The organism is Blautia glucerasea, assembly GCF_020537505.1.
Classification (GTDB): Bacteria; Bacillota; Clostridia; order Lachnospirales; family Lachnospiraceae; genus Blautia_A.
Genome location: NZ_JAJBMO010000004.1, coordinates 103,931 through 129,662 on the forward strand (window position 1 = coordinate 103,931; position 25,732 = coordinate 129,662).

Sequence of the window (25,732 nt, forward strand, 5' to 3'; positions counted from 1 at the left end):
TTTAATCATTAACCTCATTATACTGCTTTACACGGGAGGATGCTGAATACTGACGCAGAGTCTCAATGTTTTCATCCAGCCATTTTCCTCTGTTTCGCAAGTAACCTTTTAACTGTCCTTCAGCGGCAGATCTGCTGTCCAAATTTCTCGATACCGGAACCAGAAGTCCCTTTGCCTGCTGTTCCACACTTCCCCATCGTGCATCGTTTCTTGCAAGAGCTGGTGCGATAAAATCAAGGGTTTCATCGATATAACGATAAAGTGATTCCTCACTTAACAGACCTTTTCGCAGGGAATGATATCGCTGGATGATCCGTTCAGTAAAATCCTCATCTTTGATAAGCATTTCAAACCATAATCGGTTGTTCAGGAAAAATCCTGTATAAGGAAGTTCCTCCTCGAAATAGTTATTGCAGGCATTATTAAAATCCCATACACACATACGATACAGATTATCTGTTCCCTTATAAATATAAGTGGAATAGTTTCCGGCATCTGCATTACTGGAAAGCTCATTGATTATAAAGTAATCTACAAAGCTGTCTACATCTATCATAGAAGTGTAGCCATGTTTTTCCCTGTCATAATCATATGAATACAGAGTTTTTTCAAAATTTGAAAAATCCTGCCGGATTTCTTCTGTCAGTCTGGCATCCCTGTTCCTGCTTCCGGGATATTCTATCTGCAGCAGGAAGGGGGTTTTGTAGGTATACGTTGTAAAGCTGTTTAAAGCTTCTTCGCCCGCATGCTGATGATCCAGGCGAAGCAGGTATCCGGAAAATGTGCTGCGCTTGGCATTTACACGAAGTCCCAGCCTGGTGCCATCTTTTCCGCCGGTTATCATTTCAGTCATTACATATAGACCTTCATATTCACCATTAAGAATTACTTCGCAGAATCTTACATTTGGCGCATAAGACATCATTTCTCCGGCAAGATTGTAAAACATATAATTTCGTATGGCTGTTTTATCGAGCCAGGGACCGTATAATACCCATTCATGGTGCGCATCCATTCCCATAATGGAAAGCGGATTGTTTTCCCCTTTTTTATCTACAAGTCTGATGGCATAGCTTGGCTTATCAAACTCTCTTGAGGAATTACCTCTCATTCGTATGCGGATTGCAGAAGATACATCTGCCGTTTCATTTGCATGATGGTACTCTTTGCTGTCATTTCCGATTATATCCATCTGAGCAGCAATTGTAGTTTCCCCATCAGCAGCACGTGTATAAATGCGGTTGTTTCCATCATCCTTAATGGGTCTTCCCGGGATTACCACCCCATCTGTATCAATTTTGACAATCGGAAGATATGTACACAGACCGCCATCCGCAGGATCCGTACATGGTTCCTGGGGAATTTCCTGTTCATGCTGGTGAATTCTCTCTGTTTTTCGATAGTCCCGATAAAACAGTGGCGCAAAAACAGCAATCAGGATAACCGCAAAGCAGCATGTAAATCCTATTATTTTATATTTCATATCAGTTATAAATCTCATCGCTTTGAGCTACAATATTAACACTTTCGATTTGTCCAAGGTTATAGAAATCATCTGTTAAAGCCGGATGCTGTTTCTGAACTTTTTCCAGTATTTTTCTGGATAATTCATAAATGTACTCAGCATTCTCCTCTGTCGTATTTTTTACCCGAAGAACGGCACCAGTCCCAAAATAACGAAAGACCTGGGATTCTATATTTTCACAGCAGCTTCTTTTTGCACGGATGATCAAAAGCATACGGTTATCACTGCGGATTGCTCCCATGATAAGAAAGATAAGAAAAATAGCAGAACTGCCTACTGCAGCAACCAGATAATCTCCAACTCCACAACATATTCCCACAATGATCGTCCAGAAAATATATACAGTATCTCTGGAATCTTTTATTGCCGTTCGAAAACGCACGATAGATAATGCACCGACCATACCAAGCGACAATGCAATATTGTTTCCTATGACAGTCATAACTGTTCCTGTCATAACCGTCAGAACGATTAGTGTTACTCCAAATTTTTTGCTGTAAATCGTTCCCTTATGTGAGATCACATATGAAATAAAAATAAACAGACCAATGACAGCACTTACCAGAATATGCATTGTAATTTGCTGCCAGGTCATATCCCCCTGCTGGGTAAGCAGGTTATAAATCGTCTCTTTCATTTCCTTTCCTCCTAAAATCTGTAGTCACAGCCAATTTGTCTTGCCATACAGTATTTGCTCACGGAAAGCTCGCTTTTCTGAACGGGCAGAAGCATATGCTTGATATAGCTTAACAAAAAACCGTTATATTTTACTTCCAACACTACAGCAAAAGGAGACATTACACTGTTTAACACCAGATTTCTATCAAACATATTGAAATTTACTTCATTAGCCCGTATTCCGGAATCAAAAGTTATTCGAATAGAATTTTCCGGCGCGATAAATGCAAATCTGTCATATTCTACAACTGTTTTAGGACGGTATGCCCACATTTCCATAATTGAATAACATTCCTGTCCAAACTCACTGCCACTGTTTAAAAGTACAGAATAATCACCCTCAATGAGAGCCTGCGCTTCCCTTCTGGATAATCTTAATGATCGCTTCCGCTGATAAGGTCCCTGCTTCTGCTTCATTTCAAACAGTGCAAAATCCGCATCAGGACTATATACCCGCAAACGAAACTTCCTTCTTAACTCCAGACCATCTTCCTTTTCCTGAAAATCCCGATTTGACAAAGAATCAAAATACAAAGAACGTACCTGATAACCATCCGGTCCATTATGTGAGTCAGTATGAACCACATTTGACAAATAATTCCGAAGTTTTAATGCTTCTGCCTGATTAAGTAGAAATTTCTTTTCTTCCCGCAGTACATCGCGCACAGTATTATTTCCTCCTGCTTTTGCTTTTTAGTAAATACTACGGTAGTATACATCTATAAAATTTTTTTGTCCATATATAGAATAAAACTTTTTAGTATACAATGAACTCTCGATAAAATCAACATTTATTGACAATATATACCAAAAGATATATGATATTTTATAAATAAATATATAAAATTCATAATGGAAATGGGGATTCCTTATGAAATGGGGATGTTGTATGATATCAAACTGCCAAAAATATCTTGCAATATTATTAACATTTATCTATGTGATCGTACTGTATCCACAATCGACCTATGCCACCGAAGCCATTTCACAGCGTGAAAACATACGCGTGGGCTTCTTTGAGATGGACGGATACCATATGCAGGATGAAATCGGAAAACGAAGCGGCTATGGATATGATACCTTACGTCTTATGGCACGCTACTGGAATGTTCGGTTTGAATACATTGGCTACGACAAGAGCTGTGGTAATATGCAAAAGATGCTTGAAGACAACGAAATTGATATAGGTACTTCCACACATAAAACCCCCGATTTGGAAAAAAATTTGATTTTTCCAGACCGATTGGAAGCAACGAATGTATAATAATTGTCCGCAACGACAATACATCCTTTGCCGTACAGGACTATACGACCTACAATAGCATACGTGTTGGTTTACTAAACGGAAACCTCCGGAATACTGTTTTCGCTGACTTTGCCCTAAAAAAGAATTTCTCATATACGCCAGTTTATTTCGATATGATTCCTGATATGGAAGAAGCTTTACAATCCAGCAAAATAGATGCAATTGTTTCAAGTTCTATGAGGGCAATCAACAATGAACGAATCATTGAGGAATTTGCAAAAGAAGATATATATATCATTACAGGTATTGGCATAAGCGAAGAATTTATCAAAATAAAGTATCGGCTTGAAACCACAAAATCGGATTCACTCGCATAAAATAAGGAAAATCACGGAGGACAGGCTAAAGCCGTATATAAAACGACAGAGCAGTATATTACCTGTAATCTCAGAATATACCGCTCTGCTGTTTATACATTTATTCACTTTTCACTGTCAGATCTTTCACCCATCTGTATTTCTTATAATTCAGGTACACAGCCGGGATCTTTACAAATTCATCCAGACTGATGATAAAGTAAACCGCAAGCACCGGAAGTTTCAGTACAAATGCAGCAATCAGCCCCAACGGAACCATAACGCACCACATGGAAATGCAGTCACAATACAATCCAAATTTACTATCTCCACCTACACAGAAAATTCCGTTGATAGTTACACCAGTTACCGAACGTCCGATCATATAATAAGCACAGATCAGCAGCATTCCTTTAAGATAACTTTCTGACATGGCACTTAAATTTGCAAACTTAAGGATCAGCGGGCTAAATACCAGAAATATCAGTCCGGATACGATTCCGCTGGAAATAGACAAATGACAGAGCCTTCTGCCGTACTCTCTGGCTTTCTCCAGTTTTCCAGCCCCCAGTTCGTTTCCTACCATGATACCACCGCCATTTTTTTCTCCTGAGCTTTACCCGATCTTTTCCTCTGGTTTCCAGCACGCACCACATCACCTCAATGATGCGAGCCGTTACCGTTGCCAACGCAGCTCCTGCAATCTCCATTCTGGGCATTCCAAATAATCCGTAGATCAGCACTGCATTGATGAAAATATTTATCACCACACTGGTTGCACTGATCATACTGCTTTTTGCCGCTCTGCCACTGTTTTTCAGAATACAGAGATACATCTGTGAGATTCCAGTAAGCAAATAGGATACCGCAATCACCCTAAGATACAGAGAACCTCCCCTGATCAAGACCGGGTCATTTGTAAAAATCCTCATCAGCATTCCCGGAAGCAGCAGCGCGGATAAAGTAAAGATTAGTGATATCACAATTGTAACTTTCGTCACAAAGGCGAATATCCTCTCTACTGCCGGAATATCTCCCTTGCCCCAGTACTGGGCAGCTATAAGAGAAAGACCAATAGTCATAGCTTCTAGAAGCAGGCTGTGAATAAAAGTAACCTGTCCTGCCAGAGATACCGCTGACAGTGAATCCTGAGAAATTACACCAAGCATCAGACGCACTGACAAGTGCTAGCATAAACTGTTGGAATGCTATGGGCATTACCAGACTTATAAGCTTTCTGGTAAATACCGAATCTCTTTTATTTCGCATTTATTTTTGTCCATGCTTCCTCATCGAATTTACGGTCTTTAAAATAATATGGCCTGTCCGCATCAGTGATCTCACGAATCACGCGGCAAGGATTTCCAGCTGCACATACGTTGTCTGGAATATCCTTTGTAACCACGCTTCCTGCACCAATCACAACGTTATTTCCAATCTTTACTCCAGGAAGGACACAGCAGCTTCCGCCGATCCACACATTATCCCCGATGGTGATAGAAATTCCATACTCAAATGCTGAGTTCCGACTCTCCGGATGGATAGGATGTCCAGCTGTGTAAATGCCTACATTGGGTCCAAACAATACGTTGTTTCCGATAGTGATTTTTCCCACATCCAGCATCACACAGTGAGTATTGGCATAAAAATTCTCTCCGACTTCAATATGGTTTCCGTATTCACAGTAAAACGGCGGCTCAAAATATACATTTTCCTTATGTTTGATTCCTGCACGCTCCAGACATTCCATACCTTTTTCCAATTCAAAAGGCATTGCCTCATTATACTCCCTGATGGCTTTTTTTGTTTCTTCCTGCTGTAATGTAACTGCACCATCGGCAATGTACGGCATTTCATGATCTCTTCTGTAAACGTTGTCCATTTTTTGATTCCCCACATATTTTAATCGAATGAAACAAGAAGCCAGTACCTTATAACTTTACAGACTTCTTACACTTCCCATGATGAAGTAAGAAAATCTATCTGTACATAATCCACTACTGCATTTTTATACGGAGTTTGAATCCAGCACTCTGTTTGATTCTCTTCCGGATATACATTTGTTGTTATACATCTTTCTCCGTGATTCACATAGAGTTCAACACTACTGTGATCAACCAGAATACAAAGTTCCAGACAACCATTATGCAGTTCAAATGGACAGTTCATTCTACCGCCTTCATAATGGTCTCCATGGCTTTTGTCCAAAGTAATAATCTTAGACAGAAAATCAATCTGAATTGCAGTATAACTGGATTCTTTTCCAAGGACACAAATCTCCAGGTTTCTTGATTCAATCTTAGTAATATCTAATTTCAAAATTATACGATTACTTCTGTTTGGATCATCATATAGCTTGATTGCTTTTTCGCCAATTTCCACATCTGTATAGGTAACAGTCTGCGAAACCAGAGACTCAACTTCCTTTACCGGATACATGCACAAGTTGTTTTCACTATCCAATTGTACTTTACGCGGTACACTTAGGCAGCCTCTCCAATTTTCCTGACTGGTTGGACCCCAGTCTGTACACCAGGGCATCCACAGCCATCCATTCTGCCATGCAACCAGTATTCTGTTTCCATCTTTATCTGTAAAAGACTGCGGAGCATAATAATCAAACCCAACATCCATATTTCCCACTTTTTCAATTGTGTAAATACAATTCTCAAAATCCATTGTTCCTACACAATAAAGAGATTTATTATAGTCAGGATGATTCATAGGAGAACATGTGACTACCCATTTCCCATTCAATTCAAACATATCCGGACATTCCATCATGGTTCCCAGTTTACCGTTGGATTCCAGAACATTTCCCTTGTACTTCCAATTAAAAAGATCATCCGATTCATACAGGCAAATACGACCATCTCCATCAGCAATGGCACTTCCTATGCATCCGCCAACCACCATATACCATTTCCCATGATTCTTAAACACCTTCGGATCACGAAAATCATTGGAAAATCCCTGTGGCGGCTCTTTTATTACTGGATTACCTTCATATTTTTCAAAATTCACACCATCTTTTGAAGTCGCAATACACTGTGTCTGACGTACTACTCCATCAATTTGTGTTGTTGCTGTATAAAAAAGAAATAAAACACCATCTTTCTCAACAGCACTTCCGGAGAAACAGCCTCCTTCCAGGTGGCAGTCATACTCCTGGTCAGGTCTTAATGCAATTGGCATATCTTTCCAGTGGATCATATCTTCACTGACAGCGTGTCCCCAGTGCATAGAACCCCATTTACAACTCTTAGGATTATACTGGTAAAAAAGATGATAAAGTCCTTTATAATATATTAGCCCGTTAGGATCATTCATCCAGGAAACCGGCGGCGTAAAATGATATCTTTGCCGCCATTTTCCTTCAGTTTCCGATCTTTTAAGGGCTCTTTCAAGAGCCTGCTCCATAATTAGTCTACCTTTACATCATCAATATTTCCGTATAATACGGTTACTTCTTTCTTGACTTCTCCCTTATCGTCAATTGTCTGATGATAAGTTCCCCAGCCTTTTCCATTGATCCAGAATGTTGTATAATCCTTTTCATTAATTACAGGTGCAAATGACATTGTCTTATTTACCATATCACAGCTATAGCCTGCCAGTGTTGGAATCAGGGAATAACTGGACATTGGTCTGATATAATGATGGCCTGCTTCTGTCTCACTCCATGGGCATCTCTTATAACCGTCATAACGATCTCTGATAGCCTTGATAATTGTAAAGGCCTCTTCAATCATACCTTCTTTAATCATGGTTACAGCAACCTGGTATTCAACTCCAGTCCATACCTCGTCACAATATGCAAATGGGAATCTCGGTCTTCCACCTTTCGGCCAGGAGCAGAGAACCAGTCCTGCTTCGTCGTTTAACGCATATGTTCTCTGTACATTAGGAACATCATCCATGCATTCTTTGAAATTATATTTATAAATAGACTGCAAAGCTTTCTTTACATGTTCCTTTGGAAGCACATAGCCAAGTCCTGCTGCCTGAGCCATGAACTGGCCAAGGAGCTGATCTGTAAGGCAGCCAATACCATACTGATAGCGATATGCATCTACATCTTCAAGTTCCTGAATATAATATTCACCGTTAAACAGCTTCTCATCAACTAATACAGAGGCTTTTTCATACAAAGCACGATATTTATCTGCAATATCCTGTTTGCCAAGATGTTCTGCCATTTCTACAACACCCTTGATAGCACCCAGATAAATGGTGTTTGTCATTGTATTTGGACCATAGAACTCAATGTCATATGTGACATGCATTTTTCCATCCAGAACACCGTCTCCATCTGTATCCCACTCTTTAATAGAGAATTCCAGTGCCTTCATCATACTATCCCAGATGCCTTTGAGGAATTCATCATCACCAGTGTATTTCCACTCTCTGTAAATTCTGAGAATAGAACCAAATTCTCCGTCGCAGGCTGGAATCATATCCCATCTGCTTTCTCCCAGACATTTTCTTGCACGGAAAGGCATGCATCCATCATCATCCAGTTCTACGTTAAACTCTACATTACGCATTGTAATTTCAAGTTCCGGGAACAGATTTGCAACAGCAGTTGCATAGTTCCATACATGGTTAACATTTCCCTGTCCACATCCAACGTAGTCACGAATACCTTCCCATCCAAGGAAATTGCCATTTTCAATACGGAAGCAGCAATGACTCTTCATTGACATAATATTTGAGGCAACTGCATCAATAACATATGCCGGAAGTGACGTATTAAATAATGCATTCTCAAAATCTTTGGATTTTCCTTCAAGATAGTCTTTCTTATCTACTACATATTTACTTACATCCCATGCATCCTTAAATAAAGTAGCATAATAGTTACGGATGATGTCATAACCGCCATTTCTGTAACGCTCTAAATCAGCATCATACTCAATCCATCCCTTAGGACGATTTGGGAAATACCAGGAAATTAAAAATTCAAATTCTTTTTCCTCGTTTGGTTTGATTGTTTCAGAACAGCAGATAGAACTGATTCTCTCCTTCAGGTTTAAGAAGCTGAAGTCATAATGGGCAAGAAGGTCACATCCTTTTGCTTCAATTTCCTCTTCTTCTGTTAATTTTCCATCTTCAACAAAATCATCCCAGAAATCCTGTGCGTTATCAGTCCACTGACCATGAAGCCATTTCTTTCTGCTGATTCCATTTTCATTTGTAGTTGCAATTGACATGGAACCAAATTTCATATCTTTCTCTGTAAGATTTTTTGCTTTATAATACCAGCCTTTTAATCCAGCTTCTTCACGATATTCATTTTCAACCTGATCTACCAGTTTAACATTATTGAAAACATCATATCCATCAAAACCAACTACATTCGCCATTGTACCAACAACAGACACATCAATAGGTTTATTTGTCGGGTTAGACACTTTATATTTAATAATTGCAGTTGGAATACCAGAATTGTCTGCATCCAGCGGAATAAATGGTGTATACGCTTCCATACGAACCTTTACCGGAACTTTACTGTCTTCCAAATCTACATAAACAAATGGCTGCTTTCCGACCATTTTGGATTTTTCAAATCTTGGAATTCCTGCTAATTCGCCATTCAAAAATCCATGTGATTTATAAAATGGTGGTTTAATTTTTGATTCAAGGATTCTGCTTACTGGTTCTTCTCCTTCTTCCTTTGTACGAATTGCAAAGAAAGAAAATGGTACAAACTGTCCCTTTCCAGGCCAGTTAAAAATTTCCCAATCTAATAACTGTCCTCTTGCACCCACTGAAATATTTCCTGTTCCGATTCCACCAAGAAGGAATTTTGCCACGTTTGCATCTCCCTGATAAGAAATCTCTCCGCCTGTTTCAAACAGCTCAACTTTAGAATGTAATAAATCTTTGTTCATGTCATTTGCCTCCTGTTATATTATTTATTATCCTTTCACTCCTACATGGGTCATACTCTTGACAATCCATTTCTGTCCAATCAGAAATACAATAAGAACTGGCAGAATAGCTAGAACTACCGCTGCAAATACTACATTGTCTCCTGTTGAAAACGGCTGTTTTATTGACAAAATTCCGACTGGAAGTGTAAGTTTCTCCGTATCATTGATCATAATAAATGTTGTAAAATAATCGTTCCAAGAATATGTAAATACAATAATTGCTAATGATGCCAATGTTGATTTCGCCATTGGCAGCATAATAGAAATAAATGTTCTGATCGGTCCTGCACCATCAATTGCAGCTGCTTCATTCAATTCTTTAGGAACTCCCATAAAGAACTGTCTCATCATAAATACTCCAAATGCACCAGCCAGACCAGGACAACTTGCACCGAAAATTGATGGAAGTGTAACTGCCCAGGATGTGTTAATCACTCCCAGCATCGTCATGATCTTGTACAGTGCTACAATCGTAACCTGAACCGGAACCATCATTGCAACCATCAGCAATGCAAACATAATATTTTTTCCTGGAAAATCAAACTTTGCATATGCATATCCTGCAATAGCACCATGCAGACTCATGCCAAATGTAATAATCACACTTATTTTTAAGCTGTTCTTCATAAATACAAAAAACGGAATAGTATTTGAAAATAATTTTTTAAAATATCCTAATCTCATTTCTGTAAAAAATGGAGGCAGCCATTTAGGCGGTAATGAAATTGCTTCACTATATGTTCTGAATGATGCTGAAAGCACCCAAAGAAATGGGGCAATCATCAAAAATGCTATGCCAAACATGATAATAGTCAGCAGGATATGGCTTACTTTTATTGTCTTTCCAAATAAATGTATTTTCTTATTCATAATGTACCCACCACTTGCTTCCTACAAATTGAAATACCGTTACAATACCAATAAGAATCAAAAGCATAATTGATAGTGCCGACGCAGTTCCATAATCAAACGATGTAAATCCCTTTTCAGCAATCAACATAACCAAGCTTCTTGATGAATCTCCCGGTCCTCCGTTTGTTAATACATAAATAGATTCATATATTCTCAATGCGCCTGTTACGTTCATAACAAGAACAAAAAATATCTGTGGTGATGCTACCGGAATAATTATCTTGAAAAAGCGCTGTACTACATTCGCACCATCAATGCTGGCAGCCTCCAAAAGTCCCTGGTCAACATTCTGTAGTCCTGCTAATATCAAAAGCATTGACATACCAGAGTTTTTCCAGATATCCAGAATCAAAACAGACAGTTTAGAATAAGCCTGATCATTCAACCATCCAATTTTTGCGATTCCAAGTTGCCCAAGATAATAATTGATAACTCCTGCATCCGTCTGAAAAAAAGCCTGCCAGATGATTGCTACAAACGTCAATGCTACTAATGACGGAAAGAAATAAACAGATCTAAAAAATACAGTTATTTTTTTGGGCAGAATGTTGTCAACCAGCACAGCAAGAATAAGTCCTATTGCTGTATTTCCCAGTGAACAACATATGGTGTACCACAAAGTATTTTTCAGAGCAGTTAAGGATCTGACATCTGCAAATATTTTTTTATAATTTTCCATTCCTACAAATGTACTGGCACCTGTAAATACGTTGTATTTGTGAAACGAAATTACAATTACCCACATAATAGGAATAAGCACAAAGCACATAAAGCCAATAAATGATGGAAGTGTAAAAAGATACGCTGCTTTTAACTCTTTTTTATCCCATTTATGTCTGTTTTTCTTCTTATTCACCGATTTTTTCCTCCTTTACGGATAAAACGGTCTTACATTCTGCCAGGAGGATGAAATCCTCCCGGCTCTACCTTCTACTGAATCTCACTCTCAATCTGGCTCTGTGCATCATCCATTGCCGCCTGAGGCTCTTTTGCTCCGGAGAATACTTCCTCCAGCTCACGTAAGAAAGTCTGCTCAAGGTTTCCGAAATAGCTTGGAGCTGCAATTGGATCTGCAATTGTAACTGCTTTCCAGATTCCCATAATATTATCAGGACATGTACCCATAACATCTGTAGATGTTGCCAATGTTTCTGTTGGCGGTACCTGCTGGCCACCTGCTGCAACAGCTGTTAATGTTTCATCAGATACCATTTCTTTTAACAACTCAATTGCAAGATCCTGATGCTCTGTTGTAGAACCAATGCACCATGCAGATCCTCCATATACAGAACCTTCTTTTTCTTTTACCGGCCACTGAACACAATCAAAATCATCATTTGTTAATCCTGCATCCTGCCAGGTATTTAATACCCAACGACCAGCACCAACCATAGCAACCTGATTATTTGCAAACATAGTATATCCGTCTGAGCTGATTGGTTCTGGACAAATACCATCTTTATACATACCATTTAAGAAATCTACAGCTTCTACAATACCTTCACTGTTAACAGTAGGTGTCTCACCATCCTCACCAACTAATGCTGCATTGTTGGTTGACCACCACGGTGTAAGCTGGAAATAAGTGCATGGGAAACAAAATCCGTAAACACCATCCTTGGTAAGCTTCTCAGCAGTTTCTCTGAACTGATCCCATGTCCATCCATCCTGTGGATACTCTAAACCAGCCTCATCGAACATATGCTTATTATAATAAACTACCATTGTCTGAGTTCCGTTCGGGAGACCATACAGAGAATCGTTTACAGTAAAGCCGTCAAGTAAAGATGGCGCATACTGATCTTTCTTAGCCGTAAGCTCTTCATCATCTGAAATGATGTCATCAAGTGGTACCAGTAAATCATTACTTACAGCCATATTAACAGCTTCCAGACCAAGGCTGATTACATCCGGAGCTTCTCCTGAAGTACACATGGTAATCCATTTCTGAATAAAGTCTGACCAGGACTCAACCGGTACACAAGTCTGTTCCACCTTTACATTTGGATTTTCCTCATTAAAACGAGCAATGGCATCATTTGCAATGTTTTCCTCATCAGTATTTCCCCAGTTTAATACTCTAAGAGTCACTTCATCCTCTGCATGAACAATAGTAGCTGCTGACATAGACATTGTTGCTATAAGACCTAATGCAATCGCTTTTTTCATCATTTTTCTCATTCTAAAACCTCCATACTTTGATGTGGAAAGGTTTCCACGTTTGTGTTTTAAAAAGAATTTCCGTTCAGAAATCCTTAGTTCCAATACATTATTTGATACGAGTTACCTAGATGTGCGCTCATCCTTTATGGTTATGAGTATATACTTTGCCCTTGCTTTTGTCAATAGTTTTGTGTGGAATCCGTTCCATTTTTTATATTTTTGTTTATTTTGTACAAATCCAATCGGATTAAATTGTAACACTTTTTTTCAACGTATTATTCTTTATCATCTGTCGTATCTCCCAGAAGTAATGTAGGCTCATAAAATACTTTTTTATTATGATACTTTTTCCCTTGTATCATATTAAGCAAAATATTAACTGCACGTTTCGCTAACTCCTCAATAGGCTGCTGTACAACAGTCAGGTTCATAACTCCAACCTTCGCTACATAAGTTCCATCATAAGCTACTACCTTTACATCTCTTGGAACTTTTTTCTTACGTTTTAATAACTGTCTTATACATGCAATTGCTACCATATCCACTGCAAAAATCCCATCAATATCCGGATACTTATCCATAAGCATATCTGCCATTACATCATACTGTCCATAATCAAAATCATTCCAGTCCATTTCATGGGAATAAACAGTCACACCATGTTTTTTCATATATCGCTCAAACTCATAATGCCTTTCATGTGACGGAGAGTCAACTACTCGAGCACCTTGAATCTGTAACACACAACGACAATTATTTCTAATCAGTTCCTCAGCCGCCAATTTTCCACCGATCTTATGATTTGTTGAAACGACGGGAATACTCTCACCCAAAAAACGATCCAGTGCAACAATAGGTCCCTGCACACCTTGATATTCCTCAAAATCCAGCAGGTGGCTTCCTGCTATGATTCCATCCACAATATGTCTGTTCAACATATTAATGTATTCTTTTTCGTAATTCTGCTCACTGTAGGTACTACAGATCATTGTCTTATATCCCTTTTTCATCAGTTCTGCTTCTGCATATAAAACTACCTCTGCAAAAAACGGATGTGATATTTTGGGAATAATAATTGCAACAATTCCACTTTTCTTACTTAACAAATTTCTTGCAAGTTCATTTGGAATATAATTTAATTCTTTCATTGCGGTCTCTACTTTAATTCGTGTTTCATCCGATACATACCCTGTAGAATTTAAAACTCTCGATACCGTACCAACACCAACTCCAGCCTTCTGCGCTACTTCTTTTATACTAGCCAAACAATCGCCCCCTTCACTTTCATACAAACTATTTTTTCCTGTTATTATGTTGTATTTCATATTGTATGTAGTAACAGTATATCATTTGCCATTTTACATTACAATCTTTTTTAGATATTTTTTACAAAAAGCAAAGTGTTAAAAGCTCTTATATGTAATAATTTATACAGTTTATTCCAATTATTTTTATCAAAATGAAAAATTGTACAAAAAACCGAGGAGGTCTATTTACACTCTTGACAGCCTCGATCAATATACATTTTACTTTAAGGGCATGCTTGAGAATTCGGGCGAAATATACCGCAAAGTGGGGCGTGCAGATTGCGGGAATGATTTTTCAAACACGCTCTAGCTATCGGCATTTAACCATCTTCGATATTTTAAGGAAAAATACGTGAAACTGGCTCGTAGATTACGATTCCTAATTTCATTGCTTCTGCCTATCCTACATCAATTTATGAAAATAAAAAGATCCAGAATTGTGAAATCCCAACCCGACTCACAATCCTGGATTTTTAAATATGTATTGCCTAATTTCCATGTAACTTCCATAAGGCGCTTTATCCTCATTCAAATTTTTCTTTTAATTTGAAATACATTTTATACAATTATTGCCTTCACCATTTTCTTTTCTACCCTCATAGTTCTTCGCCATTTACTTCCTCCCCTGTAGCAATTATCACTTTTTTGAATGACAGTGATTTTTCCTTCCAAAAGTGATACCAAAAGGTGATAGTAGGTAAATTATAAAACGCCCCTACCCACAATTCAATTGGTAATATTTACCAATCATCCTTGTGTTTAGGGGCGTTTAATTACTTCTCGCTTGGACACATTAGCTAAAAAATAGCTATTATTTTATTATTTGTTATAGTTTACGATATCACCGAACTCTGGTTTCAGAGATGCGCCGCCTACAAGACCGCCGTCGATGTCTGCCTGAGCAAATAACTCTGGTGCAGTCTTAGCGTTTACAGATCCGCCATACTGGATACGGATTGCTGCTGCAGTTGCCTCATCATAGATCTCAGCAATGCAAGCACGGATTCCTGCGCAAACTTCCTGAGCCTGCTCAGTTGTAGCTGTTTTACCAGTTCCGATAGCCCAGATCGGCTCGTAAGCGATAACGGCTGTTTTAGCCTGATCAGCTGTAACGTTCTGGAAACCAACTTTAACCTGCTGACGGATGAAGTCCATAGTTACGCCCTGCTCTCTCTGAGCAAGAGTCTCTCCACAGCACATAATTGGAGTGATTCCGTGCTCAAATGCTTTGAGCATTTTCTTGTTTACGGTCTCACTTGTCTCAGCGAAGTACTCTCTTCTCTCAGAGTGTCCCAGAACTACGTATTTAACACCAGCGTCTGTAAGCATGTTCGGGGAAATCTCGCCTGTGAAAGCACCTTTCTCCTCGAAGTACATGTTCTCAGCACCAACCTGGATATTGGAGCCTTTTGCAGCCTCAACTACAGGGAGAATATCAATAGCCGGTACGCAGAATACTACGTCAACGTCATCATTAGCTACTAATGGTTTTAAAGTTTCAACTAATTTAACTGCCTCACTTGGAGTCATGTTCATTTTCCAGTTTCCGGCAATAATTTTCTTTCTAGACATTTTATATATCTCCTTTTGTGTAATAAGGAAGTTCGATTCACTAAATGGACATGTCGCCGGCAAGCGACATCACCATATATGAAAGTCAGCTGGTCTGCGCCGTTGGCTTGCCCTCATTAAGTTCCTTCGAACCAAATTCGCACATAATTCAAGCTGCGCTTACAGCTTGCTTTCATTAAGTGCTCTATTTATTTATCGTTAGCTGCTGCTACACCTGGTAACTCTTTTCCTTCAAGGAATTCAAGAGACGCACCGCCACCTGTGGAGATGTGTGTCATCTTGTCACCATAGCCAAGGATATTTACTGCTGCTGCAGAATCACCACCACCGATGATAGTTGTAGCATCTGTATCAGCAAGAGCCTTAGCAACAGCCTCTGTACCATGAGCAAAGTTCGGCATTTCGAAGCAGCCCATCGGTCCGTTCCAAACAACTGTCTTGGCATCTTTTACAGCGTCAGCGAAAAGTTTCTCTGTCTCTGGTCCGATGTCCATTCCTTCCCATCCATCCGGAATCTCACCACGTTTTACAACCTGGATATTGCAATCATTAGAGAAGGAATCACCAATTCTGTTATCAACCGGAAGAAGAAGCTTAACGCCTTTTTCTTCTGCCTTCTTCATCATGTCTAATGCATACTGAAGATAATCATCCTCGCAAAGGGAAACACCAATGTGTCCGCCCATAGCCTTGGAGAATGTATAGGACATTCCACCACCAATGATCAGAGTATCCACCTTGTCAAGAAGGTTGTTGATAACAGAGATCTTGCTGGAAACCTTAGCACCGCCAAGGATTGCTACGAATGGTCTATCAGGATTGTTTACAGCGTTTCCGAGGAAATCGATTTCTTTCTGCATCAGATATCCAACAACAGCTGTATCTACATATTTGGTAACACCAACGTTAGAGCAGTGTGCTCTGTGAGCGGTACCAAATGCATCGTTTACAAATACATCGCAAAGAGAAGCAAGTTCCTTGCTGAATTCATCACCGTTCTTAGTCTCTTCTGCACGATAACGGGTATTCTCAAGAAGAATGATCTCGCCGTCTTTCATGTCAGCTACTGCTGCTTTTACAGTATCATCTACAACAACCGGGCTAGGAACGAATTTTACTTCCTGTCCGAGAAGTTCTGTGAGACGTTTAGCAACAGGTGCAAGAGAAAGCTCCGGTTTCGGCTCTCCCTTCGGTTTTCCAAGGTGAGAGCAAAGGATAATCTTTCCACCATCTGCAACAAGCTTCTTGATTGTAGGAAGAGCTGCTACCAGACGGTTCTCATCTGTAATCTTGCCGTCCTGCAGAGGTACATTGAAGTCACATCTTACGAGGACTCTTTTGCCTTTTACGTTGATGTCATCAACAGATTTCTTATTCAGCATCTTGTTATGCCTCCTTATAAAATTTAACTTTTTATACAGACAAAAGGGTCCGGTCCTATTCAGACCGGACCCTTCTCTGAGTCTTATTCATATGCCGCCAAACTATAGCTTGTCAGCATCCGAAAACCCTACTCTGCTACTAATTAAGCGTTAAGCAGTTTACCAAAGTGTTTGATTGTACGAACCATCTGGCTTGTGTAGGAGTTCTCATTGTCATACCATGAAACAACCTGAACCTCTGTTGTGCCATTCTCAAGTGGAAGAACCATTGTCTGAGTAGCATCGAACAGGGAACCAAATCTCATACCAACGATATCGCTGGAAACGATCTCATCCTCGTTGTATCCGAAGGACTCATTAGAAGCAGCTTTCATAGCTGCGTTGATCTGCTCTTTTGTAACATTTCCTTCAACAACTGCTGTAAGGATTGTAGTAGAACCAGTTGGGGTTGGAACACGCTGTGCGGAACCGATCAGTTTGCCGTTCAGTTCTGGGATAACAAGACCGATTGCTTTAGCAGCACCTGTGCTGTTCGGAACGATGTTAACTGCAGCTGCACGGGATCTTCTCAGATCGCCTTTTCTCTGCGGTCCGTCAAGTGTCATCTGATCGCCTGTGTAAGCGTGGATTGTGCACATGATACCGGATTTGATTGCAGCAAGGTCATTAAGTGCTTTAGCCATTGGAGCTAAGCAGTTTGTTGTACAGGAAGCTGCGGAAATGATGTGATCCTCTTTTGTAAGAGTCTCATGGTTTACGTTGTAAACGATTGTCTTAAGGTCGTTTCCAGCCGGAGCGGAAATGATAACGTGTTTAGCACCTGCATCGATATGAGCCTGAGCTTTGTCTTTGGATGTATAGAATCCAGTACACTCAAGAACTACGTCTACACCGATTTCTCCCCATGGAAGCTCAGCAGCGTTAGCTTTTGCATAAATTTTGATTTCTTTTCCGTCAACTGTGATGGAATCCTCTCCAGCTACTACTGTATCTGCAAGAGCGTATCTTCCCTGAGTTGAGTCATATTTTAATAAGTGAGCGAGCATTTTAGGAGATGTTAAGTCGTTGATAGCAACGATCTCAAATCCTTCTGCACCGAACATCTGACGGAATGCAAGACGACCAATACGTCCAAAACCATTAATTGCAACTTTTACTGCCATGATAAATTCCTCCTATGAATTAAATGGTAAAAATTATGTGAGTGCTTCAATCTTTGTGAAAGAAACATCAACCTATAGCGTATTGTACCTAATTCTGAACAAAAATTCAAGCCTATTTTCAAAAAAATAACAGGCAAATTTCCACAAATATCCTCTGATATGATATACTGCTCTCAAATGATACAATTAAGTCCCTTTTATGACACAGTGGCAGCATTTATGCACGTTTTTTCCTTTCTTTTTCGTGTAGGAAGAAATTTTTTCACATGTTCCTTCGCTATACACTTGTCCATAAAATATATCTTTATATTTGCAGAAAATATATTTTTAAAATACTATGCTTGGTTTATAATTTATAAGGAGGTTATTATGAAAATACTTTCCAACTCTCCCGGAGTTTTGTGGGACTGCCACATGCATTCTGAATTTTCCGCAGATTCCGGCACTCCCACCGGGGATATGATCCGCCAGGCCATTGCACTGGGGCTTAAGGGAATATGCTTTACGGAACATCTGGATCCAGACTATCCGCCAACTCCGGATGACCTGGAATTTTCCCTGGATCTTCCTGCCTATTACGCCCGGCTTATGGAATTGAAAGAAGCTTACAGGGACCAAATTGCCATCCATTTCGGTATTGAGATCGGTTTGCAGCTTCACCTTGGACAATATTTTCACAATCTTTTAAAAGAATATCCCTTTGACTTTGTAATTGGTTCCTCTCACGTAGTCCACGGCGCTGATCCCTACTACCCCGAATTTTTCCAGGGTAGGGACGAGGAACAGGCATACCTTGAATATTTCGAATCCATTCTGGAGAATCTGGATGCCTTCCATGAAATGGACACTTATGGGCATCTGGATTATATTGTCCGCTATGGCCCGAATAAAAACCAGTTCTATTCTTATGAAAAATATCAGGATATTCTGGATGGGATCTTGAAAAAGCTGATGGACACAAATGTGGGGCTTGAGATCAACACCGGTGGCTATCACTATGGTCTTGGGGAACCCAACCCATGTACGGCCATCATTCGCCGTTACAGGGAGCTTGGCGGCGAAATCATCACCATCGGCGCCGATGCCCATACACCGGATAAAATTGGCTACGCCTTTGACAGGGCGGCACAGGTGCTAAAAAAATGTGGTTTTGAATATTACACTGTATTTAAAAACCGGAAACCAGACTTTATGAAATTATAACAAAATACTCCATTGCTAGAATAATCAAGCGATGGAGCATTTTTGTTTATGAGCATTATTTCTGCACTTTTTCCAGAAACAGCGCAATAAGTCCTTTCTTTTCCCTCTCATGTGCCTTATCGTACAGGGATCTGCACCATTCGGTGATAACTTCGATCACCACTGGGGAGAAGGTCATCAGGATAAATACCAGGATGATCATTCCAAACTCCAGGGAACCAAGTGCCAGCAGGTTCTGTACGCATACAGCTGCAAAGAAGAAAATGAACTGCATGCCGTAAATAATAATCTTCCGGTACCTGCTCAGAGGTGCATATACGGTCTTCAAAGCTGCCATGTAGTTCCATCCGGTTACCAGAAAACAGGCTGTACTCAGCATTGCATTGCTATGGTAAACGTTCTGGCAGACTAGCATAATGGTAAATACACATCCTGTGATGGTGACTGCTGCCGGGAATGCATTCATAAATACATACCGCAGAAAACCACTCTCGATCTTGTTGAAGTTGTTTTCCTGGGCAAGCAGGAAGGTTGGGATTCCCACTGCGCAGGCGCTGATCAGGGACATCTGAATTGGCTCGAATGGATAGCTCTCGCCCCAGAAAATGGTGATCAGGCAAAGCAGTACAGAGAAAATGGTTTTGATCAGAAACATGGATGCTGCAGTGCGGATGTTGTTTACTACGCGGCGGCCCTGGTTCACGATTTCCGGCATAGCGGCGAAATTAGAATCCATAAGGACTACATTCGCAATATTCTTGGCCGCATCACTTCCCTCTGCCATAACCACGCTGCAATCTGCCTCTTTCAAAGCCAGAACATCATTTACACCGTCACCGGTCATGGCGACCGTATGCTTCTGCTTCTGAAGGGCAAGCACCATCTCTTTCTTCTGCTGCGGGGTTACACGTCCAAATACAGAGCACTCTGCAACGGCCCGCTCCATATCCTCCGATGTGGTAATGGTGGTGGCATCAATATATTTATCTGCATTTTCCAGGCCTGCCTTTTTTGCAATGGCAGAAACTGTCACTGGATCATCTCCAGAGATCACCTTCAGATCTACTCCCTGGTCTTTGAAAAATGCTAGAGTCTCAGGTGCATTGTCCCGGATAATATCGGTAAGCATAAATAAGGCAACTGGTTTCAGGCCTTCTGGAAGTTCATTTTCCTGGTTCAGATTGGTGCTGTGAGCCAGTACCAGAACACGCAGGCCTTCTTTTCCATAAGCGGCACACTGCCTTATCAGGTCTTCATTTCCATCTGGGAAAAGGAACTGGGCTGCACCCATCAGGTAGGTTCCTTCTTCCTGAAAGGCTACTCCGCTGTATTTACGGTCGGATGAAAACGGAATGCAATGATCTACCGGCATGTCTGTTCTTCTGGAAAAACGCTTGTGAAGGGCATCTGCGGTAGCGTTCTTGTCCTTTAAAATGGACATCATATTTGCCATGACACGCTCGATCTCGCCCATGGTCATCTCAGGCTGAGCGCCGCTGATGGCTAAATCAGTATTGACATTGTCCTGTGAATCTTGTGCTGACAGCTGTTCAGTAGTTCCCATAACAGCTCCCATCCGCAATTGTACCGCAACCGCGGATACTTCAGACTGCGCCTCTGCAGCTGCCATTTCTGGAACTCCCTGAGCTTGATTCCCTGTTCCATTTATTGAACTTTCGCTTGTATTCTCATTTTCTGTTTCCGGAGTCCTGATCTCCATACCCTCCACATAGGGCTGTACCTGCTCCACACACATGGTTCCGGCTGTAATGGTTCCAGTCTTATCCAGACAGAGAGTATCTACTCTCGCCAGCGTCTCAATACAATACAGCTCCTGCACCAGAGTATTCTTACGGGTCAGCGCCAGCGCGCCGAGTGTCAGTGCCACACTGGTAAGCAGCACCAGTCCCTCAGGGATCATTCCCAGGACAGCAGCCACCATATTCACTACTGCATCCCGGATTCCGTTTCCCGCAATGTAATATTGCTTATAAAACAACAGCATTCCCATAGGAACTATGATCACACTTATAGTCTTCAGAATCGCATTCAAGGAATTACGAAGTTCTGAGTTATGACGCTTAAATTCCTTCGCCTCACTGGTGATCTGGGAAGCGTAATTATCCTTGCCAACGTGGATCACCTGGCAGCAGGCCTCACCAGATGTGACAAAACTTCCGGAAAAAAGCTCGTCTCCTTCATTTTTCTGAAGGTTGTCGGATTCACCGGTCAGCAGGGATTCATTGACTTCAATGCTGCCCTCCAGCACCTTGGCATCTGCCGGCACCTGATCTCCTGTTTTCAGAAAAAGGATGTCATCCAGCACCAGTTTCTCCGTGGAAATGGTCCATTTTTTTCCCTCACGCAAGACCACAGCCTTGCTCTCCGTGAGGATGGCCAGCTTATCCAGGGTTTTTTTCGCCCGGACCTCCTGGATGATTCCGATCACCGTGTTGATCACAATGATTCCCATAAACATGGAATTCTTATAGGAACCAACCAGCAATACCATAATCATAAGGGCCAGGTTCAGAAAGTTGAAAAATGTTAGCACATTCTCCCTTATGATCTGCTTATAGCTTCTTGTATTGGGGTTCTCATTGGCATTGATTTTTCCCTCTTCAATTCTTTGTTGTACCTGTTCGTTCGTCAGTCCTGTCATCGTTACTTCCTTCATTCTTATGTTTTCTTTAAGGATGTTTCAGTTTTACTCTTTTTGCTTTCCCGTTATATGAAAATCAGGGCAGATGATAACATCCGCCCTGATGAATTCACTTTACGGTATGCCTCATCTTTATCACCTATTTATCTGTAACGAAATAAATCTGCTTAAGGATTCGGTTTCCTGTAAAAAATATTATTCTTTTGAATATAGATGACGAAAATTAGTACTCTTCTTCCTCTGCCTCTTCACCCTCATGGATGTCAGACTTCGGTTTCTTCAGACCTTCGATCTCGATGTGATGCTTCTGTGCATAATCCCACAGTGCAGCATGTACAGCCTCTTCAGCAAGAAGAGAACAATGTACTTTCACTGGCGGAAGTCCATCAAGAGCCTCCATAACAGCTTTGTTTGTAAGCTTCATAGCTTCCTCGATAGTCTTACCTTTTACCATCTCAGTAGCCATACTGCTTGTTGCAACTGCAGCACCGCAGCCAAAGGTTTTGAATTTACAGTCTTTGATAATATGTGTCTCATCATCGATATCCAGGAAAATTCTCATAATATCGCCGCATTTGGCATTTCCTACTGTACCGACACCGCTTGCATTCTCTATTTCTCCAACATTACGTGGATGCTGGAAATGATCCATTACTTTCTCACTATACATCTTTTTTTCCTCCTGGCAAGTGTTTTAATCAAATTTTTTGTTTTTTTTACTATTCAGTAGGTACTATTCCGCGAGGTGTTTTTTGTGAACGTAGTTCACAGAAAACCCGAGAATCTCGGCGCGAAATCATGCAAAGCATGATTTCTGTGCATCGCGAAGCGTGTAACTGTGAAGGTACTGAACAGTTACTGTTTTTTAATAAAATCTTCATATAATGGAGACATTGATCTCAGATATGCTACGATTTCTTTCAGCTTATCTACTACAAAGTCAGCATCTTCCATGGTAGTCTCCTCGCTTAAGGTCATACGCAGGGAACCATGTGCGATCTCATGAGGAAGTCCGATTGCCAGCAGTACATGAGACGGATCCAGGGAGCCTGATGTACAAGCGGAACCGCTGGATGCACAAACACCATAGTTGTCAAGCATAAGCAACATGGACTCTCCTTCGATGAACTGGAAGCTTACATTTACGTTGTTTGGAAGACGTTTGGTACGGTCACCGTTTAATTTCACATATGGGATCTCAGCCAGGATTCTCTCGATAAAATGATCTCTCACCTGGATTTCTTTGGCAGTACGCTCTTCCATAGTGCGGATTGCACGCTCTGCTGCTACACCGTAGCCTACGATTCCTGGAACATTTTCTGTACCGGCACGACGCTTTCTCTCCTGAGCTCCACCGTGTACGAAGGAACGGATCTTAACGCCCTTGCGGATATAAAGGAAGCCAATTCCTTTCGGTCCGTTCAGCTTATGTCCGCTGGAGCTGAGCATATCGATTCCTAATTCCTCTACATTAATCGGCACCTGTCCAAAAGCCTGTACTGCATCTGTGTGGAAAAGGATGCCGTGCTCTTTGGCAATTGCACCGATTTCCTTGATCGGCTGGATGGATCCGATCTCATTGTTTGCAAACATAACAGAAATCAGGATGGTCTCCGGTGTGATGGCTTTCTCAAGCTCGTCAAGCTTCACAATACCATTCTCATCTACATCCAGGTAGGTGATCTTTGCTCCGCGCTCTTTCTCCAGATATTCACAGGTGTGAAGGATCGCATGATGCTCGATCCTGGTGGTGATGATGTGGTTTCCTTTGGATTTATATGCTTCAAAAGTGGCTTTCAGTGCCCAGTTATCAGCCTCTGAGCCGCCAGCTGTGAAATAGATTTCTTCTTTCCTGGCACCAAGTGCATCTGCAATCTGGCCTCTAGCCTTGCTGACGCCCTCTTTGCTCTTGGATGCGAAATCGTAAATGCTGGATGGATTTCCATACATTTCGCTAAAATAAGGAAGCATTGCTTCTACTACTTCCGGAGCGGTTTTGGTGGTTGCCGCATTATCCAGATATATCATTTTTCCCATTTTTCTTCCTCCTGGTTTATTGGTATCAATTCGATATGAAAGACTCCCGGGAAAGGGTTGTTTCATCTATCTCCTTAGGTACTTTTCTATTTCCTAGTAAATCGCTTGGATTTCTATCCCACTTTACCAGATAATAACAGTTCTGTCAAGGCACATTTACAGCATAAACTAACTAAAAAGACGGAGTGGTTATGGTTCTGTATGACGGCTGCTTCAAGCCATAACCAGACAGGCGGATTCTTATGTCTGACAGACTTTTTATCAAAGGAACCCTGATTCTCACTCTTACGGGGCTAGCCAGCCGCCTTATGGGTTTCTTCTATAGAATATTCTTATCTCATACCATTGGTGCACAGGGCGTAGGGATTTATCAGCTTACCCTTCCGGTTCACGGAATTGTACTGGCTGCCTGCTGTATGGGGATTCAGGCAGCTATTTCCAGGCTGTGCGCCTCTTTTACTGCCCTTGGAAAAGAAAAAGAGTCCAGGGACACACTACTTCTTGGAACCTTTCTTTCGGTGGCATTCTGCGGGCTTTTGTCTTTCCTTGTGTATTGGAATGCTGATTTTGTGGCTTCCTTCTTGTTAAAAGAGCCGCGTACAGAGATCCTGCTCCGCATTCTTTCCATTAGCTTTCCCCTTTCTGCTTTGCATTCATGCATAAACAGCTTTTATTATGCCCGGAAAAAGGCCGGGATTCCGGCTTTTATCCAGCTTTTTGAACAGTGTTCCCGGATTGGCAGTACTTATATGATCTATCAGATCCTGATTTCACAGGAAAAGGAAATCACACCTGTAATGGCTGCCGGTGGTGCCCTTTTCAGTGAGGTTGTGGCAGCTGCAGCATGTCTTTTAGCGCTGGGAATTGATTTCTCCAGGGAAAAAAATATAAAACCATCTTCTCCTGAAAATACTCATCATAATACTACTTCCGTGAATTCTCTTACAAAAGAGATTGCCCAGATCGCAGTTCCCCACTCGGTAAACCGGCTGCTGCTTACTTTGCTTTCCGGAATCGAGATGGTCCTCATTCCCCAAAGACTGCTTCTGGCCGGAATGAATCATGCTGATTCCCTGTCTGTGTACGGAGTTTTTACCGGAATGTCGCTGCCACTGATCCTTTTTCCGGCAACAGTCACAAACTCTGCTTCCGTTATGCTGATGCCCTCTGTGGCCGGCTTGCAGGCACTTGGACATGAAAAAAGGATCCGTCATGTGATCCGCCGCACCTGCGAAACCTGCTTTTTATTTGGAGCCTTCTGTACCTTCTTTTTCTTTCTTTTTGGAAAAACTTTTGGAATTTTTCTTTTTCACAGTGAGACTGCGGGAATCTACATAAGAACACTGGCTTTTATCTGTCCTTTTCTTTATACAAATACAGCACTGGAAAGTATTTTAAATGGGCTTGGGCGCCCGGATGCCTGCCTTTTTCATAATATCGCAGGTGTATGCATCCGGATTGGATTTGTATTCTTTTCCATTCCTTTGCTTGGACTCCGGGGATATTTCTATGGAATGCTCCTTTCCCAGCTGATTCTTACTTTACTTCATTTCATTTACCTAAATAGGATGGAATTATCCGAGTAATTTT

The 25,732-nt window shown here is 41.0% G+C and carries 23 protein-coding genes; 5 read left to right on the forward strand and 18 right to left on the reverse strand.

The window, feature by feature from the left end; translation table 11 throughout:
* Position 1 precedes the first annotated feature (1 nt).
* Genes LIQ05_RS04905 through LIQ05_RS04915 form a run of 3 tightly spaced genes read right to left on the reverse strand, consistent with a single transcriptional unit; the run spans position 2 to position 2,869 of the window.
* Positions 2–1,483, reverse strand: coding sequence for a CotH kinase family protein (locus LIQ05_RS04905; protein WP_226819080.1), 1,482 nt, complete (start codon positions 1,481–1,483; stop codon positions 2–4).
* Position 1,484: 1 nt separating this feature from the next.
* Positions 1,485–2,162 carry a DUF4956 domain-containing protein gene (locus LIQ05_RS04910; RefSeq protein WP_226819081.1) on the reverse strand — a complete coding sequence of 226 codons (678 nt, stop codon included), beginning with the start codon at positions 2,160–2,162 and terminating at the stop codon, positions 1,485–1,487.
* Between the two features lie 11 nt (positions 2,163–2,173).
* Complete coding sequence (locus LIQ05_RS04915) at positions 2,174–2,869, reverse strand: polyphosphate polymerase domain-containing protein (RefSeq protein WP_226819082.1); 696 nt, start codon at positions 2,867–2,869, stop codon at positions 2,174–2,176.
* A gap of 223 nt (positions 2,870–3,092) precedes the next feature.
* Between LIQ05_RS04915 and LIQ05_RS04920 the strand changes: the two genes are divergently transcribed.
* Positions 3,093–3,467, forward strand: coding sequence for a hypothetical protein (locus tag LIQ05_RS04920; protein WP_226819083.1), 375 nt, complete (start codon positions 3,093–3,095; stop codon positions 3,465–3,467).
* 167 nt (positions 3,468–3,634) lie between these two features.
* Positions 3,635–3,826 carry a hypothetical protein gene (locus LIQ05_RS19645; protein WP_264292711.1) on the forward strand — a complete coding sequence of 64 codons (192 nt, stop codon included), beginning with the start codon at positions 3,635–3,637 and terminating at the stop codon, positions 3,824–3,826.
* Between the two features lie 100 nt (positions 3,827–3,926).
* Here LIQ05_RS19645 and LIQ05_RS19810 read toward each other — a convergent pair whose 3' ends face one another.
* The 9 genes from LIQ05_RS19810 to LIQ05_RS04965 form a co-directional block, all read right to left on the reverse strand.
* Positions 3,927–4,391: an MATE family efflux transporter gene (locus LIQ05_RS19810; protein WP_318289483.1), complete on the reverse strand. Its 465-nt coding sequence runs from the start codon at positions 4,389–4,391 to the stop codon at positions 3,927–3,929.
* The gene (locus LIQ05_RS19815) at positions 4,273–4,974 is read right to left on the reverse strand and encodes an MATE family efflux transporter (RefSeq protein ID WP_318289484.1); all 702 of its coding nucleotides are present in this window, start codon (positions 4,972–4,974) and stop codon (positions 4,273–4,275) included. The genes LIQ05_RS19810 and LIQ05_RS19815 overlap by 119 nt, the downstream gene beginning before the upstream one ends.
* A gap of 89 nt (positions 4,975–5,063) precedes the next feature.
* The gene (locus LIQ05_RS04935) at positions 5,064–5,687 is read right to left on the reverse strand and encodes a sugar O-acetyltransferase (protein ID WP_226819084.1); all 624 of its coding nucleotides are present in this window, start codon (positions 5,685–5,687) and stop codon (positions 5,064–5,066) included.
* Between the two features lie 68 nt (positions 5,688–5,755).
* Positions 5,756–7,225 (reverse strand): glycoside hydrolase family 32 protein, encoded by a 1,470-nt coding sequence (locus tag LIQ05_RS04940; protein ID WP_226819085.1) that lies wholly within the window; start codon positions 7,223–7,225, stop codon positions 5,756–5,758.
* Between the two features lie 2 nt (positions 7,226–7,227).
* Complete coding sequence (locus LIQ05_RS04945; RefSeq protein WP_226819086.1) at positions 7,228–9,699, reverse strand: GH116 family glycosyl-hydrolase; 2,472 nt, start codon at positions 9,697–9,699, stop codon at positions 7,228–7,230.
* Positions 9,700–9,726: 27 nt separating this feature from the next.
* Complete coding sequence (locus tag LIQ05_RS04950) at positions 9,727–10,611, reverse strand: carbohydrate ABC transporter permease (protein WP_226819087.1); 885 nt, start codon at positions 10,609–10,611, stop codon at positions 9,727–9,729.
* The gene (locus LIQ05_RS04955; RefSeq protein ID WP_226819089.1) at positions 10,604–11,509 is read right to left on the reverse strand and encodes a carbohydrate ABC transporter permease; all 906 of its coding nucleotides are present in this window, start codon (positions 11,507–11,509) and stop codon (positions 10,604–10,606) included. The genes LIQ05_RS04950 and LIQ05_RS04955 overlap by 8 nt, the downstream gene beginning before the upstream one ends.
* A gap of 74 nt (positions 11,510–11,583) precedes the next feature.
* On the reverse strand, positions 11,584–12,834 hold the full coding sequence (locus LIQ05_RS04960) for an ABC transporter substrate-binding protein (RefSeq protein ID WP_226819091.1): 1,251 nt from the start codon (positions 12,832–12,834) through the stop codon (positions 11,584–11,586).
* A 257-nt stretch (positions 12,835–13,091) separates the two neighbouring features.
* Positions 13,092–14,081: a LacI family DNA-binding transcriptional regulator gene (locus tag LIQ05_RS04965; protein ID WP_226819093.1), complete on the reverse strand. Its 990-nt coding sequence runs from the start codon at positions 14,079–14,081 to the stop codon at positions 13,092–13,094.
* 194 nt (positions 14,082–14,275) lie between these two features.
* Here LIQ05_RS04965 and LIQ05_RS20250 point away from each other — a divergent pair, with 194 nt between their 5' ends.
* Entirely contained in the window at positions 14,276–14,479 is a 204-nt protein-coding gene (locus LIQ05_RS20250; RefSeq protein WP_318289485.1) for a DUF6783 domain-containing protein, read from the forward strand.
* Between the two features lie 463 nt (positions 14,480–14,942).
* Here the strand turns inward: LIQ05_RS20250 and tpiA are convergent, their stop codons facing one another.
* The 3 genes from tpiA to gap all read right to left on the reverse strand — a co-directional run bounded on the left by tpiA (position 14,943) and on the right by gap (position 18,240).
* Complete coding sequence (tpiA, locus tag LIQ05_RS04970) at positions 14,943–15,695, reverse strand: triose-phosphate isomerase (protein ID WP_173771569.1); 753 nt, start codon at positions 15,693–15,695, stop codon at positions 14,943–14,945.
* 188 nt (positions 15,696–15,883) lie between these two features.
* Positions 15,884–17,077: a phosphoglycerate kinase gene (locus LIQ05_RS04975; RefSeq protein ID WP_118580955.1), complete on the reverse strand. Its 1,194-nt coding sequence runs from the start codon at positions 17,075–17,077 to the stop codon at positions 15,884–15,886.
* A 143-nt stretch (positions 17,078–17,220) separates the two neighbouring features.
* Entirely contained in the window at positions 17,221–18,240 is a 1,020-nt protein-coding gene (gene gap / locus LIQ05_RS04980) for a type I glyceraldehyde-3-phosphate dehydrogenase (RefSeq protein ID WP_117851616.1), read from the reverse strand.
* 369 nt (positions 18,241–18,609) lie between these two features.
* Between gap and LIQ05_RS04985 the strand changes: the two genes are divergently transcribed.
* Positions 18,610–19,443 carry a histidinol-phosphatase HisJ family protein gene (locus tag LIQ05_RS04985; RefSeq protein WP_226819095.1) on the forward strand — a complete coding sequence of 278 codons (834 nt, stop codon included), beginning with the start codon at positions 18,610–18,612 and terminating at the stop codon, positions 19,441–19,443.
* Positions 19,444–19,498: 55 nt separating this feature from the next.
* On the opposite strand, the gene LIQ05_RS04990 is transcribed toward LIQ05_RS04985, so the two are convergent.
* The 3 genes from LIQ05_RS04990 to nifS all read right to left on the reverse strand — a co-directional run bounded on the left by LIQ05_RS04990 (position 19,499) and on the right by nifS (position 24,142).
* Positions 19,499–22,120 (reverse strand): cation-translocating P-type ATPase, encoded by a 2,622-nt coding sequence (locus tag LIQ05_RS04990; protein ID WP_226819097.1) that lies wholly within the window; start codon positions 22,118–22,120, stop codon positions 19,499–19,501.
* A gap of 208 nt (positions 22,121–22,328) precedes the next feature.
* Positions 22,329–22,775: a Fe-S cluster assembly scaffold protein NifU gene (gene nifU, locus LIQ05_RS04995; RefSeq protein ID WP_226819099.1), complete on the reverse strand. Its 447-nt coding sequence runs from the start codon at positions 22,773–22,775 to the stop codon at positions 22,329–22,331.
* A 185-nt stretch (positions 22,776–22,960) separates the two neighbouring features.
* Positions 22,961–24,142, reverse strand: coding sequence for a cysteine desulfurase NifS (gene nifS, locus LIQ05_RS05000; protein ID WP_226819101.1), 1,182 nt, complete (start codon positions 24,140–24,142; stop codon positions 22,961–22,963).
* Between the two features lie 242 nt (positions 24,143–24,384).
* Between nifS and LIQ05_RS05005 the strand changes: the two genes are divergently transcribed.
* Positions 24,385–25,728 (forward strand): MATE family efflux transporter, encoded by a 1,344-nt coding sequence (locus tag LIQ05_RS05005; protein WP_226819103.1) that lies wholly within the window; start codon positions 24,385–24,387, stop codon positions 25,726–25,728.
* Positions 25,729–25,732 lie beyond the last annotated feature (4 nt).

What these genes read in the sequence shown, in the direction of transcription:
- LIQ05_RS20250 (WP_318289485.1), top strand. Translation starts at nt 14,276, where the DNA reads ATGAAAAATTGTACAAAAAACCGAGGAGGTCTATTTACACTCTTGACA.
- LIQ05_RS04975 (WP_118580955.1), bottom strand. Translation starts at nt 17,077, where the DNA reads ATGCTGAATAAGAAATCTGTTGATGACATCAACGTAAAAGGCAAAAGA.
- LIQ05_RS04945 (WP_226819086.1), bottom strand. Translation starts at nt 9,699, where the DNA reads ATGAACAAAGATTTATTACATTCTAAAGTTGAGCTGTTTGAAACAGGC.
- LIQ05_RS04940 (WP_226819085.1), bottom strand. Translation starts at nt 7,225, where the DNA reads ATGGAGCAGGCTCTTGAAAGAGCCCTTAAAAGATCGGAAACTGAAGGA.
- LIQ05_RS19645 (WP_264292711.1), top strand. Translation starts at nt 3,635, where the DNA reads ATGGAAGAAGCTTTACAATCCAGCAAAATAGATGCAATTGTTTCAAGT.
- LIQ05_RS04910 (WP_226819081.1), bottom strand. Translation starts at nt 2,162, where the DNA reads ATGAAAGAGACGATTTATAACCTGCTTACCCAGCAGGGGGATATGACC.
- LIQ05_RS04905 (WP_226819080.1), bottom strand. Translation starts at nt 1,483, where the DNA reads ATGAAATATAAAATAATAGGATTTACATGCTGCTTTGCGGTTATCCTG.
- tpiA (WP_173771569.1), bottom strand. Translation starts at nt 15,695, where the DNA reads ATGTCTAGAAAGAAAATTATTGCCGGAAACTGGAAAATGAACATGACT.
- LIQ05_RS19815 (WP_318289484.1), bottom strand. Translation starts at nt 4,974, where the DNA reads ATGCTTGGTGTAATTTCTCAGGATTCACTGTCAGCGGTATCTCTGGCA.
- nifU (WP_226819099.1), bottom strand. Translation starts at nt 22,775, where the DNA reads ATGTATAGTGAGAAAGTAATGGATCATTTCCAGCATCCACGTAATGTT.
- LIQ05_RS04920 (WP_226819083.1), top strand. Translation starts at nt 3,093, where the DNA reads ATGATATCAAACTGCCAAAAATATCTTGCAATATTATTAACATTTATC.
- LIQ05_RS19810 (WP_318289483.1), bottom strand. Translation starts at nt 4,391, where the DNA reads ATGGTAGGAAACGAACTGGGGGCTGGAAAACTGGAGAAAGCCAGAGAG.
- nifS (WP_226819101.1), bottom strand. Translation starts at nt 24,142, where the DNA reads ATGGGAAAAATGATATATCTGGATAATGCGGCAACCACCAAAACCGCT.
- gap (WP_117851616.1), bottom strand. Translation starts at nt 18,240, where the DNA reads ATGGCAGTAAAAGTTGCAATTAATGGTTTTGGACGTATTGGTCGTCTT.
- LIQ05_RS04985 (WP_226819095.1), top strand. Translation starts at nt 18,610, where the DNA reads ATGAAAATACTTTCCAACTCTCCCGGAGTTTTGTGGGACTGCCACATG.
- LIQ05_RS04950 (WP_226819087.1), bottom strand. Translation starts at nt 10,611, where the DNA reads ATGAATAAGAAAATACATTTATTTGGAAAGACAATAAAAGTAAGCCAT.
- LIQ05_RS05005 (WP_226819103.1), top strand. Translation starts at nt 24,385, where the DNA reads ATGTCTGACAGACTTTTTATCAAAGGAACCCTGATTCTCACTCTTACG.
- LIQ05_RS04990 (WP_226819097.1), bottom strand. Translation starts at nt 22,120, where the DNA reads ATGAAGGAAGTAACGATGACAGGACTGACGAACGAACAGGTACAACAA.
- LIQ05_RS04960 (WP_226819091.1), bottom strand. Translation starts at nt 12,834, where the DNA reads ATGAGAAAAATGATGAAAAAAGCGATTGCATTAGGTCTTATAGCAACA.
- LIQ05_RS04935 (WP_226819084.1), bottom strand. Translation starts at nt 5,687, where the DNA reads ATGGACAACGTTTACAGAAGAGATCATGAAATGCCGTACATTGCCGAT.